Source organism: Proteus sp. CA142267 (assembly GCF_003336825.1).
Taxonomy (GTDB): Bacteria; Pseudomonadota; Gammaproteobacteria; order Enterobacterales; family Enterobacteriaceae; genus Proteus; species Proteus terrae.
In genome coordinates this window covers 41,323-55,164 of the sequence record NZ_QPMG01000003.1, presented here as the reverse complement: position 1 = coordinate 55,164, position 13,842 = coordinate 41,323, and the positions used below count along the sequence as shown (strand labels likewise).

At 36.7% G+C, this 13,842-nt stretch carries 7 protein-coding genes; 2 read left to right on the top strand and 5 right to left on the bottom strand.

Going from position 1 to position 13,842, the window contains the following annotated elements; genetic code table 11:
• Positions 1–72 precede the first annotated feature (72 nt).
• From C0T34_RS07635 to C0T34_RS07625, 3 genes are all read right to left on the bottom strand, one after another.
• Positions 73–7,149, bottom strand: coding sequence for an Ig-like domain-containing protein (locus tag C0T34_RS07635; RefSeq protein WP_109849962.1), 7,077 nt, complete (start codon positions 7,147–7,149; stop codon positions 73–75).
• Positions 7,150–7,357: 208 nt separating this feature from the next.
• Entirely contained in the window at positions 7,358–8,188 is an 831-nt protein-coding gene (gene dkgA / locus C0T34_RS07630) for a 2,5-didehydrogluconate reductase DkgA (protein WP_109849961.1), read from the bottom strand.
• A gap of 27 nt (positions 8,189–8,215) precedes the next feature.
• A complete protein-coding gene (locus tag C0T34_RS07625; protein ID WP_109849960.1) occupies positions 8,216–9,373 on the bottom strand; it encodes an iron-containing alcohol dehydrogenase in 1,158 nt (385 codons plus the stop codon).
• A 179-nt stretch (positions 9,374–9,552) separates the two neighbouring features.
• Here C0T34_RS07625 and C0T34_RS07620 point away from each other — a divergent pair, with 179 nt between their 5' ends.
• Complete coding sequence (locus C0T34_RS07620; RefSeq protein WP_098941147.1) at positions 9,553–10,335, top strand: class I SAM-dependent methyltransferase; 783 nt, start codon at positions 9,553–9,555, stop codon at positions 10,333–10,335.
• A gap of 167 nt (positions 10,336–10,502) precedes the next feature.
• On the opposite strand, the gene C0T34_RS07615 is transcribed toward C0T34_RS07620, so the two are convergent.
• On the bottom strand, positions 10,503–11,171 hold the full coding sequence (locus C0T34_RS07615) for a DedA family protein (protein WP_109849959.1): 669 nt from the start codon (positions 11,169–11,171) through the stop codon (positions 10,503–10,505).
• Between the two features lie 125 nt (positions 11,172–11,296).
• Positions 11,297–12,487: a cystathionine beta-lyase gene (gene metC / locus C0T34_RS07610; RefSeq protein ID WP_098941145.1), complete on the bottom strand. Its 1,191-nt coding sequence runs from the start codon at positions 12,485–12,487 to the stop codon at positions 11,297–11,299.
• Between the two features lie 329 nt (positions 12,488–12,816).
• On the opposite strand from metC, the gene exbB reads away from it, so the two are divergent.
• A complete protein-coding gene (gene exbB / locus C0T34_RS07605; RefSeq protein ID WP_109849958.1) occupies positions 12,817–13,836 on the top strand; it encodes a tonB-system energizer ExbB in 1,020 nt (339 codons plus the stop codon).
• Positions 13,837–13,842 lie beyond the last annotated feature (6 nt).

Genomic DNA, 13,842 nt, shown 5'->3' with positions numbered 1-13,842 from the left:
AAGAAAATTTCATGGAAAAAAAACCACATTATTATTAAAAATAATGTGGCTTGAGTCTAATTTATTTGTTTATTAATGGGCGCCACTAAAGCCATTCCAGTTAAAATCATTGGTTACTTCTTGTTTATTTCCATATACATCTATAGTCAGTTTAAATATACCATAACCTGAGTCTGTAATCTTACATTCTTTATCAATAGCATATTGTGATGATGTTGCCTTAAATTCATAATTATTCAACGATGTTTTATTCAAGGTAAAATCATCTGGATAAACTACGTTTTGATTAATTACTCCATGTGATAGATTCGATGAATTTAACGTTATACTATCTATTTTCGCAGTTAACTTGATTGGATAAAGTAAATTTTTAGTATCACCCTTAAATTCAACTCTAGGTATTACCGTAAAGTGTATCGCGCTTGTTCCCATCGCATCTTGGCAAGATGATGTTGAACTGCCACTATCTGTATATAAAAATTGAGAATTAAGATGAATTAAAAATAAATTTGCAGCCGTTTGTGCAGAAATAGATTTAACCGCAATGTTATATTCTTTAGGATAAGATTTATTATTTGAATCAAATGTGATCACTTTTAATTTCAAATTTTGTGGCTTATTAATATAAGATTCACCTGGAGAGAAAATAACAGGAGTAGATATATTGTTTTTAGGGCTATAATTTTGTCTTTCCTCTAATTGAATCAAATTATTTTTTTCATCATACAGCTCAAAGTTAATAGCGTGAGGTGTTTCTGATGAACTCCAATTAACAGTAATTTCATTATCTGAGATGTAAACAGGTTGCCAAGATAAATTGTTAGTATTTGAAGCAATCGTCTCTCTACCGGCAGACTTAAATTTTAGTGAGTCAATCGTAACATAAGGTGCAGGTTTTACCGTAATATTATAACTATTATGGTTATCATGATAATAAACATCATCTTTAATTGATAATGTGAGTGTGGCTTTTCCGATACCTAAGTGGGTGATCGCACCTTTCGGAGTCACTTCTACAGCTTTTGGATTACTACTACTCCAAATAGCATTAGTACCAATAGGCAGTAGAGGAGTAGGTACCTGAGCAGCCAATACGCCACTAGACAATGCATCAACAATTAATGTTTCATCTGAATTTTTAAACTGATAATTTATTGTGCCTTTATCTTGTGTGTAATTAATGACTGTACTTGATGACTTAAATTGTTCTGTTGCTTGAGATAATACGGTAATCTTTGTATCACCTGGTTTTATTGGTGTAATTTTTCCTTGTTCATCGACTGCTATTATAGCTTGTTTGTAATTGACAAATTGTTTAGGTGGTGGGTTGTTTGTGGCATCTTTATTGGTATATAAAAGCATCACTTGTTGTGTAATATTATCATTCCAAATTGAGCTTAATTGAGATTCTTTGGCGACTAATCCGACATCCGCTTTCTCAATCACCAAAGGATAACTACTTTGAGCCGGTTGATATTGATCATTACCTGATGTTTGTAGAGTGATAACAGCAGTACCTGCTTTTTTCATCGAAATATTACCGGTCGCCGTATCAATAGAGGCAATGGTTGGATCGGAACTAGACCACATCACATTAATATTATTTGGTAATCCTTTATAACCTAGTGCGCTGATAGGTGCTGAAGCGTAGGTCTCTCGCTGGATTTGTTTGTCGAAAACAATATCTGGTTTAGGGATGGTTACTTTAATAGTCAGTGGTTTTGCAATGGTTAATCCTTCCGCTTCAGCCGTTAAAATAATATCTATTTTAACATTAGAAGTAAGATTGGTTTGATATTTACCATTTCCTAATGAATTTAGTGGGTTATCACTAAGATTAGGCTTACCATTGGTTGTTTTTATCGAAACTTTTTTGCCATCAATAGTATTACCGTATTTATCTAGTAAATTTACAGTGAGTAGAGCGCTATCTTTATTATCTCCCCCTATTGATTGACGATTGCTACTAAAAGTTGATTTATTGGCATCGATATCGGCAGGGTTTACAGTGACATCTTGAATTGGCTTATGATTATTTAAATCAAGATAAGCACTCATTTTTAAGATACCCGCAGCGGTACTAGTGACTTTTGTTCTAGCGATACCATTTGTATCTGTATAGGTACTAAAGTCATAGTCATTAGCTAAACCTTGTAACTTCCAAGACACAATAACGTTAGGCAGTATATTGTCATTGGCATCGACAATGGTTGCTTGATAATTAACGCCTTTATCGCCAGCAATCATGCTTGCTCTATCGACATTGACAGATTTTATTTGCCAGGTTGTTGCATCTGCACGCAGTTGTAAGGTTTTTTGTTTTTTGAAATCAACGCCATTAACTTTAACACTTAATTGTGCCGTACCTGATTTCGTGCCTGTAGCTTCAATTTCATAATGGCCCGAAGAAGTCTGTTTAGCAGGGCTAAAGTGAATGGTTGGATTATTAGATATTCCCTCAACTTGCTGGTCTGGCAGAATATTGCCGCCTTTATCTTTAATCGTTAAAGTGAGTAATGCTTTATCTGTACCATTGGCGATGATTGTTGCGGGAATTAAGTTGATTTCTGAACTATTTTCATCAACATCATCAGCAACAAAGTTTATATCAGGGGAAGGGTAACTACCTGAAATTAATACTGCATTAACTTTAGCGATACCAGCTGGATTACGTGTTAATTCAACGTCAGCAATACCTTTGCTATCTGTAAATGTCAGCGGTTTAGCAAGTAAACTCTCTTTATCGGTTGTCCATGTTACGCTAACACCACTATTAACGGGATTATCATTTTTATCGCTAATATAAGCGTGATAAGTGATGGTGTCACCTGCATGAGGTTGTGTGTTACTTATCACAAATTTATCAACTTTGGCTGTCTGGTTATTAGGTAGAACCGTCAATTGTGCAGTTTGTTTAAGTGCCACTGAATTTATTTTGGTGCTGATTGTTGTTTGACCTGCTTTCAACGCACTAACTTGTGCTTGATAAACCCCCGTTGAGATTTCATTAAATGCTGTTGTGGTTGTGGTTAAATCAGCAGTGTAGTTAACGTTGATTTGGTTCTCTAGTCCTGTTAATAAATTATCGTATTTATCTTTTAGCGTTAACGTAATTTGAGAACGACCTATTTCAGAAATAATGGTATTAGGGATAAGTGATAATTGAGATTTATCAGCAGAAACCACATCAGTGTTAAAGTTAATCAGATGGTCAGCATCAAGGGATTGTTGACTATCGAGCATCGCTGTAACTTGTGCTGCGCCCGCTTGTGTACTACTTAAGGTAATTTCTGCAATCCCATTTTTATCTGTTTTGCTGATAGGTAACGAAAGTTTGCCTAGTGAGGTTAACCAACCCACAGCAATACCTTCCATGCTTGGATTGCCTTGTTTATCAACAATTTTTGCACGAATGATGACTTTATCAGTACCATTAGCGGTGACATCAAAAGGGGCGATAACATTAACCGCATTGATCATGGCATTTTGTTTATCAGCAATAAAACCAAGAGGTTGAGTTAAATTAAAACGGTTACTTGCATTGGCATATTGGGCGCTAATAAGACTAATACCTTCTTGCCTACCGTTAATCGTAGTCTGATAAACGCCAGTATCGATTTCTTTGATTGCGCTAAATTTGATGGTGGTGTTATCACCAGAAAATACAATAAATTTATCTTGTCTTGGAACAGGATTACCAAATTTATCTTTTAGAGTAATTGTCCCTGTTGCGAAGGAATTGCCATTTGCCACGATAGATTGAGGATCAATCGAAAATGTACTTTGTGATGCATTAACTTGGCCAGCAATAAAATTAAGGTCTTGTGTAGTACTTTTGTTGTTTTCCAATGTTGCCGTAACAGTTGTTGGGTGTGCTTCCGTCCCTTTTATCACAACTTGTACATCACCATTATCATCAGTTTTTACCATATTCTCACTCAACACATTATGGGTTGAATTCCAGAATACAGATTGTTTTATTAATGGATTATTTTCAGCATCTGTAATATGCGCCATTAAGGTAATCGTATCGTTATTGTCTGCAACCGCTTCTGTTTTGTTATTTACAGTGGTTAAGACAATATTGGCGCTATTTGGATCGGCAATAGCGGTTAATGTAACTTGTGCTTTTTCTTTATTTGAAAGAGTGGCACTAATTTCTGTCACACCTGCTTTTTGGGTTCGAATTTGATTGGTTGTCTGTCCTTGATTATCAGTCACACTCTTTTGTTTATCGAGTGTGGTTGAGGCACTAGATTGCCATTCAACGGTGACGTTAGGTAATTTATTACCAAATTTATCTTTTACCACTGCGGTGAGTATTGCTTGCTCTTTATTGTCTGCAATTAATTCTGTCTTATTGGTGGTTAAAGAGATTAAACCTTGTTGATTATTGGCTATAAAAGTAATGGGTAGCGCATCTAATGATTCATTGCTGAGTCTAGCCGTGACAATAACATCAAAGGCTTGAGTACTAGTCACTGTCGTTTGAGCAATACCTTGGTTATTTGTTGTTGAAACTTCATTAATAGAAACAATATGTTGATCACGATTAGTAGACCAAATGATTTTCGCATTCGGTAAAATGTTATGATTCTTATCTTCAACGACAGCGGTAAATGTTACGGCTGTTTTACCATCAGCAATATAAGGTGGTGCTGATGGTGTTACGGAAATAATTTTACCGTTGGATAGGTCGGCAATAAACTGCGTTGTCTTCTGTGTTGAAATATTATTGACCTGCGCGATTACAGTGACTATGCCTGATATTTTGCTGGTCATCGTCGTTGATGCATTACCTTGATTATCCGTCAGTAACTCAGTTTTTTTGAGTAGCGCTTGATTATCAGCAGATAATTGAATTTTGGCATTAGGGACAGGGTTGTCGTTTTTATCAATGATATTTAGAGCAATTAATTTTTCGTCTGTCCCGTTAGCAAACGAGTTGTTTGGATTAATGGTGAATGTATTTATTCTTGCTGAGTTAATATCGGCAATAAAATCAACATTAGTCGAATAGGTAATATCTTTAACACTGACATTTATAATGCTTTTACCAATATGCATATTAGTGATTGGAACAATAATTTTACCTTCAGCGTCTGTGTTCGCTTGGTTAATAATCGTTGCACCATTATCAGCAGTAAAAGACACGGGATAGTTAGGAATTCTATTAGCATTAATGTCTGTTACGATAACTTGAATTTTATTTTGGCTTTTACCATCGGCTGGTACGTGATTTTTAATTACAGTTAATCCACCTTTAGCAATAATGGCGGAATGTGTATCAGCAACAAAAGTCACTTGAGCTTGATTAAAAGAGTTATCTCTAAATTTTGGCGTTAATGTCACGATCTCAGGAGTACTTCCAGCGGTGATTGTGACTTGATATTTTCCTGTATCAATTCGACTGAAACTTGAAACCCGACTATTGCCTGCGGGATCATCAGATTGAACATCTAATGAAAGTTCTTTTACATCGATATCAACTGGAAGCTTATCATTATCAAGAATTGATAAAGTCAAATTTTGTGCAGAATGATTGTCGGCAGGTAGTTGTGTTGTTTTTGGCGTAAATTGACTATTTTGTGTATTAATTGCAGACTGATCAACAGTGATTTTACTCTGTACTGGATCAGAACGATTACCTTGTTCATCAATTGCAACGGCGCTTACTGTGTAGCTATTTTTTTCAGATGAACCTGCAATATGGCGAGGAAGAATAATTGAGTAGCTAAGATTATTATTATGTTGGATCTTACCACCATTGGCGATTAAGCGACTCGCAGACCATTCAATCTGTTTAACGGGATATTTAGAGCGAATTTGCACACCTAAATCTTTTTCTTCTTTTGCGTAGCCATTAATTGTCGGTGTGATAGACAGGAATACTAAGGTTTTCTTTTTGTATTCAAGAACAATATCATTGTTCCTATTTACGAAATCATAGCGATTTCCTGACATTAAACGTGTTGCACGGACATTATCTGGATTAAGTTGTGAAGAGAGGGATTCTCCAAGGCGATATTGGATATTTACATCAAACTTATCATCACTATTATCATTTAAACCAAAGCGACGTTCAGCACCGAAGGTAATTAAAGGCACTGGCGTATAAGTGAGTCCAGCCGTATAAGCGTGAGGATTTTCTTGGCGATTATCTTTGCCAAATAAACCGACTTCTTTTCCGTAATATTGTTCAAAAATAAGCTTTGCGCCTAATTGTGGATAAGCCGGTAAGTAACCTTCTGTTCGGATATCCCAACCATTAGCAGGGCGCTCATTATAATCCATAACATCGTCAGAAGTTCTCCAGTTAGATAGACGATGGTAGTGATTGGCACTTAACTTAAAATAGTCTCGCCATACTTCAGCACCCACACCCAAACGGCTGTGATATCGGCTTAAATCGTAGTCATAAAAAGCATTAAAACCCACCATAAATTTGTCAGTAAAATACCGATAACCAATACCTTGATTTAACTGACTTCGAGAGTCTTTACGGTGATAACTGGTTTGAGAAAAAACTAAATTCTTTTCACTATCATAGAGTGGGATAAGAAGATCCGCAGAGCTTCCTTCTAAGGTGAATTTTTTATCTGTTGAAAGTGAAACTTGGGCATGACCAAATTGATTTAACCATTGTTCTATTTGTTGATTAGCTTTGCTTGATATTTGGCTTATTGCATATTGTGTTGCGTCAGTATCTTTATTTAACAAAGATGAGTTAGTAACAATAATTTGTGCAAGCTCTTGCACGTTTGTGGTTGGAATAGACGTGTCTTGATGGTTATTTAGCCATTTTTTTGTCGATAAAGGCTTATTAGGTATATTAAGCGTAATACCTTCTTTTATTTTTAATTTACCGACTAAAGAGACATAATCAGGATTCGCTTCAATAAGCCTAAATAATTTTATATTAAATTTTTTCGCAATAGATTCAGGCGTGTCATCTTTTTGAACCTGATAAATGTTTCTTTTTTGTACCAAATTAATAGTTTGTTTTTCTTGGACATTCTCTTTTGCGAAAACGTTGGCAGGGAGCGTTGCCGAGATGGGAAATGCTAATTGAATAAAGATATTAAACCAAGCAACTTTCTTTGTAATAGAAGAAAGTTGAGGTGTTAGTCCACTTTTAAATTTTATCATTTTTAAACTCACCGTAATAAATAATGATGAGATTCTCGTATTTATATATGTATTAGATATCAGAAAGTGAACGTGAATTAATTAATTTATAAATATATAAAAAAATCAGATCAAAAAATAAAAATGGGCGTAAAAGAGAGTGGAATATTTTGTTATAGAAAGGTCATAGAAAATTAATTCTATTGACCTTTTAATTGAGGAGCAGAAATTAAATATCGACAAAAATGTCAGGATCAGGACCTAAACGTTTTCTCTGTTCAAGAACGGTAATTTCAGCTACCTCTTCTTTTTCTAATTTAAAATCAAAAATATGGAAGTTTTCTTCAATACGAGAAGGTGTAACTGATTTTGGAATAACCACAAGTCCACTGTCTAAATGCCAGCGTAAAACAATTTGTGCTGGGGTTTTATGGTATTTTTCAGCCAGTTTTTGAATAATAGGTTGATTAAAGACGCCTTCACCACCTTGTGCTAATGGGCTCCAAGATTCGGTGACAATATTATGAGTTGTGTTCCAGGCTCTTAACGGTGCTTGCTGCATTAAAGGATGAATTTCAATCTGATTAATCACAGGAGTTACACCTGTTTCTGTAATGATGCGTTCCAGATGTTCTTCTTTAAAATTACAGACACCTATGCTTTTTACCAATCCTTCTTTTTGCAAAATTATCATTTGTTTCCAAGCTTCAACATAAAGCTCTCGTGAAGGTACAGGCCAATGCATTAAATAGAGATCAATATAATCAAGTTGCAAACGCTGGAGACTTTCTAAGACGGCACCACGAGCATGAGTCTGATCGTTATTCCATAATTTCGTTGTGATAAAAAGTTCATCACGGGGAACAGTGATCTGTTTTAACGCTTTGCCTACACCTTCTTCATTATGATAAATCGCTGCCGTATCAAAAAGGCGATAGCCTGTATCAAGTGCGTGATGAATAGCTTTAACAACTTGATGATTATCTGCTTTCCAAACACCAAGACCAAGTTGTGGGATGGCATTTCCATCAGATAATTTGATCAGTTTAGGTTTATCCATTTCTATCTCCAGAGTCGCAAAAAGTACTTAGAGTGCCGCTGTATAAATACGTTGACTGACTTCTAATGTGATATCTTGATGCTCACCCAGTGCAATTTGTCCATGCTCTTCCAACTTTCGCACTAATGCAGGAATATCTTCTTCACCGATTTTGAAATCAGCCAGTCGAGTTCTAAGTCCCATTAATTCAAAGAATTTTCGAGTTTCATTAATCGCAGTTTCAATTTTAAAAGCATCTGAACCTTGGTTTATACCCCAAACTTTTTGTGCATATTGGATTAACTTGCCATATTTAGCCTGACGTTTTTCATTTAATAATGCAGGTAAAACGATGGCGAGAGTTTGTGCATGATCAAGTCCGTGTAAAGCCGTGAGTTCGTGACCTAATGCATGCGTAGCCCAATCTTGAGGAACACCAACACCAAGGATACCATTTAACGCTTGTGATGCTGTCCACATTATATTAGCACGGATATCATAGTCTGTAGGTGACGTCAGCGCTTTTGGCCCTTGATCAATCAAAATACGTAAAAGGCCTTCTGCATATTCATCTTGTACACGAGCATTCACTGGATAAGTGAGATATTGCTCTAATATATGAATAAAAGCATCAACAACACCGTTGGCAGTTTGTCTTGGAGGTAAAGAATAAGTGGTTGTTGGATCTAGAATAGCGCAATGAGGGTAAATATGAGGGCTGGCAAAGCTTTGTTTATCCATTGTCTGTTTTTTGCTGATAACAGAGAAACTGTTGGTTTCTGTTCCTGTTGCTGGAAGTGTTAATACACAGCTTAACGGTATTGCTTTTTCGACCACTTTACCGCGACTGGTTACGATTTCCCAAGGTTCACCGTGATAAGGTATTGCCGCTGCAATAAATTTTGTGCCATCAATAACGGAACCGCCACCCACTGCTAATAAATACGTGATACCGTGATATTTGGCATAAGAAACTGCTTTCATGAGTGTTTCATAAGATGGGTTTGGTTCAATGCCGCTAAACTCATGAATTTGATAGCCTGGAAGTGCGGTATAAATCTGGTCTAATACGCCGTTGCGCTTAATGCTACCACCACCATAAGTCAGTAGAATTCTTTCATTTTTTCCAATTTCAGAACGAAGTTTATCTATTTGTCCTTGACCAAAATGAAGGCGAGTGGGCGAGTAATAAGTAAAGTTTTGCATTTTGTTTCCACCTTAATTCGATGTTCTGAAGTATGACAATTAATCAGGAAAAAGTTTTCCATTGTGCCTAGACTAGATAGTCTGACATACCTATAACTACAAGGTTGTAGAAATAAGAGATGAATTATTTCTCTTAGTGACTACAGCAATTCAATTGTAGTTAATTTATAAGGAGTAGTATGGAAAGTCATTATTTAACATTAAACCAAGAGCATTGGGATAAACAAGCCGCAATGGAAAATCAGTGGTCTAAGCCTGTGAGCGATGAAGAAATTATCGCGGCAAAGCAAGGTGACTGGAAAGTACATTTAACACCAAGCCCTGTAAAAAGCGAATGGTTAGGGGATATTAAAGGTAAAAAAATACTCTGTTTAGCTTCTGCTGGTGGGCAACAAGCGCCTATCTTGGCGGCTGCGGGTGGCATTGTGACTGTGTTTGATTTATCAGAAGGTCAATTAGACAAAGATCGCCAATTGGCACAAAAGCATCAGCTAGATTTGGTAACAGCACAGGGGGATATGGCGGATTTAACCGCATTTGCTGATGAATGCTTTGATATTATTTTTCACCCTATTTCAAATCTGTATGTACCGGATGTAAATCCTGTTTGGCAAGAGTGTTACCGTGTTTTGAAAAAAGGCGGTGTACTAATGGCGAGCTTTTATAATCCTGTTGTATTTGTTGATGATAGAGATCCTCAATTACGTTCACAGGGATTAATGAGACCAATTTATCGCTTACCTTATAGCGATCAAGGCTCATTACCTTCGGATATTCTGCAAGAAAAAGTCGCAAGAGGTGATGGACTGGTTTTTGGACACTCTTTGACTGATCTTATTGGAGGGCAATTAACAGCGGGTTTTTTATTACAGGATTTTGTTGAAGATTTTGCTCCTCATGCTCGTTTCTTAGTTGATAGTTATATTCCAACGTTTCTTGCGTCAAAAGCCATTAAGCTTTAAAAAATAGAGCTAGGAAGAATATGATTGTGATTAATATAAATCAGATTTTAGTCAGATATTAATTGATATGGAGATAAGACAATGAACAACTGAACTTTTATTGCAGTATCAGATAATACATAAAACACGCCATTATTCTTGATCTAAATAATGGCGTGTTTTTGTAATTACTTACTGCTGGCACTATTTTTACGATGGCGAATATACATCACAATCGAGCCAATTAAACCTGCGCTTAAAAGCAATACTGGTAATGTCATCAAAATATTCATAACAAGTGTTTCATGCTTTTGTACAAATGGAATAAGGTTTAGCACATAGCCTAAAGAAACAATAATCCCTACCCATAAGAAGCCACTTAACCAGTTAAATATTTGAAAGCGACGTTGTTTTAATTCAGATAAACCTGCCAAGGTAGGTAATAATGTACGTACGAATCCAATAAAACGACCCAGTAATAGCGCATATAAACCTTGGCGATGGAAGAGATCATTTGCCTTATGGTGATATTGCTCTGGTAATTGAGCCATCCAACGTTTAACTATCTTCGTATCACTTAGCCATCGACCTTGTAAAAAGCCGAGCCAACTCCCAATACTAGCGGCAGTGCCTAATATAATGATAGTCGGGAAAAAGTGTAAAACACCTTTTGCAATTAAGGCACCGCAAAGAATAAGCAGTGTATCTCCTGGTAAAAATGCGGCGGGTAATACCCCGTTTTCCAGCATAATAATAACAAAAAGAACAATATAGATAACCCACAGCACATTAGGATTAGCCAACACCATATAATCGTGTTGCAAGAGTGCGTGAATTATCTCTTTTAATGTACCCATTAGCGAACTCGCATTAAAAAAGGACTTTATGTTCGCTATTCTAACGCAAAATAAAGAGAACAGTTTGATTTAATCCCTGTGGAGCCACAGGGATAGGTTATTTTTAATAAAAAATTCATTCTTGATTAAGAAATACGTAAAAACGCCTGTTCTAGATCTTCAATAAGGTCATCTACATTTTCTAATCCAATATGAATGCGAAATAGTGTTCCGGTAAATGTTGGCTGAGTTTCATATTGGCGCATCGCTTTAATATCATTGGGTTGATAACCTAAAATTAAAGATTCAAATCCTCCCCATGAAAATGCCATCTTAAATAATGAGAAGTTATCTAAGAAATGTGCAAATTCTTCAGGCGTTAAGATTTTCTTTAAACTAAAAGAGAATAAGCCGTTACTACCTGAGAAATCACGTTGAAAATATTCATGTCCTAGACAAGAAGCTAATGCAGGGTGATAAACATTATCAACTAAAGGGTGTTGTTTTAACCAGCGAGCGACTTCTAATGCACTTTGTTCGTGTTGCTTCATTCTTACAGGCAGCGTTCTTAATCCTCTCGCTGTCATATAAGCCGTATCAGGATCAACACATTGACCTAATAAATAGGTATTCTCTCGTAACTGCTCCCAACAGCGTTCATTAGCCACAGCAAAACCTAACATGCCATCAGAGTGACCATTAATATATTTTGTGGCAGATTGAATTGAAATATCAACACCTAATGTCAGTGGTTTAAGCAGTAGCCCTGCCGCCCAAGTGTTATCAATCATAATAATGATTTCAGGGTTATATTGGCGAACTGAATTGACTATTCCTTGTAGGTCGTGAATTTCCATCGTGATTGAGCCCGGAGATTCAAGAAAAACAATTTTTGTTTCAGGACGTAGCAATTGGCTGATCTCTTTGCCGATTAAAGGATCAAAGTAGGTCGTTGTGACTGAGAATTTACGTAAGATCTGATCACAAAAATTTTGTGTCGGATCGTAGGCAGAACCTGTAACAAGAATATGAGAGCCTTGCTCAACAAATGCGAGTATAGATTGTGTAATCGCCGCTGCACCTGAAGGAAATAGTGCGCAGCCTACGCCTTGCTCTAACTCAGTTAATGCTTCTTGTAAGGCAAAATGGGTGGTTGTGCCTCGGCGGCCATAAAAAAGCGTACCTTTTGCTCGTTTTTTTGTTGCTTCACGTTTTTGTGCAACGGAATCAAAAATAACGGATGATGTTCGTTGTATAATTGGATTTACTGCGCCTTGAGAATATTTTTTAGCTCGACCAGAAAGGAGGAGTGAGGTTTCTTGTTTTTTTAGCGTCATCCTTAATACCTTCTTTTAATTGATGGTGTGTTTATCTCAAGTTAATTCATTTTTGGGATAAGTACAAAAGGCTTGCAGGGTAGTTGATAAAATTTCACGTTACGTGAAATAACGATAATTTGTCTTAAAAATCGACAAATGAAAAAAAAATAGCCAAATAGTAATGATAATTACTATCAAAATGCTTCATGTTTGATATCATTTGAGCGTTTTCTCTTTCCTGATGGCAAACAGGATGATTATAAGCGAACGATTTTGGGTAAGTAGTGGCGTAACGATGTCATTACTGAATAAATAAATAGATAAAAAAGAGAGTAAAAGGCCAACTGATGCGTAATTTGACAGCTTCTATTCTATTGGCAATCGGTCTGACAGGCTCTGCTTTTGCGGATACGACTCCTGCCACACCAACTGAACAGCCAACTACTGCTGCCGTTTCTTCAACAGCTTCTACACAGGGAACAGCTACACCGACAACAGTCACACCAGCAACTGCTACTACGACCACAACAACGGGTAATGAAGTGAAAGCAGTAGGTACTGAAACAGCTAAGCCAGAAGGTGAAAATACACCTGTAACAACGGCTGAGAATTCAGAAAATGTCCCTTTAGCAACAGAAAATACATCATCAGAAGTACAACCTGAAATGGTTGCTGGTGGTGGATTTGCTGAAGATTTATCTGTAATGGGTATGTACCGTAATGCAGACTTAGTCGTTAAGAGTGTCATGATTGGCTTACTGTTAGCCTCTATTGTCACTTGGGCACTATTTTTCGCGAAAGGAAGCTATTTGATTTCACTGCGTCGTCGCTTAAGAAATGAGACTGTTCAGTTAGTTGAAGCTAAATCGCTTAACGATGCGTTAGCGATTAGCAAAAAATTTGGTAATAAAAGTGCAACCGCTGATTTCTTTAATGATGCAGAATTAGAGCGTACTTACTCTCAAGAAAGTAAAGTGGCTTCAGGTATTAAAGAGCGTGTTGAAATGCGAATGGAACGTCGCGTTGCAGCCATTATCCGTGAATTAGGTCGCGGTAATGGTTATTTAGCCACAATTGGTGCAATTTCTCCTTTTATCGGTCTTTTTGGTACGGTTTGGGGGATCATGAATAGCTTTATCGGTATTGCTCATTCTCAAACGACAAACCTTGCCGTTGTTGCTCCAGGTATTGCCGAAGCGCTATTAGCAACTGCTATTGGTCTGATTGCGGCAATTCCAGCGGTTATTATCTATAACATTTTTGCTCGTATGATAGCGGGTTATCGTGGTGAAATTGGTGATATCGCAACAGGTGTGGTGACATTAGTCAGCCGTGATTTAGATATCGAAAACAGCAAAGCAAGGTAATGAATT

Coding starts and splice junctions, on each gene's coding strand:
- C0T34_RS07620 (WP_098941147.1), top strand. CDS start 9,553: ATGGAAAGTCATTATTTAACATTAAACCAAGAGCATTGGGATAAACAA.
- dkgA (WP_109849961.1), bottom strand. CDS start 8,188: ATGGATAAACCTAAACTGATCAAATTATCTGATGGAAATGCCATCCCA.
- C0T34_RS07615 (WP_109849959.1), bottom strand. CDS start 11,171: ATGGGTACATTAAAAGAGATAATTCACGCACTCTTGCAACACGATTAT.
- exbB (WP_109849958.1), top strand. CDS start 12,817: ATGCGTAATTTGACAGCTTCTATTCTATTGGCAATCGGTCTGACAGGC.
- metC (WP_098941145.1), bottom strand. CDS start 12,487: ATGACGCTAAAAAAACAAGAAACCTCACTCCTCCTTTCTGGTCGAGCT.
- C0T34_RS07635 (WP_109849962.1), bottom strand. CDS start 7,149: ATGATAAAATTTAAAAGTGGACTAACACCTCAACTTTCTTCTATTACA.
- C0T34_RS07625 (WP_109849960.1), bottom strand. CDS start 9,373: ATGCAAAACTTTACTTATTACTCGCCCACTCGCCTTCATTTTGGTCAA.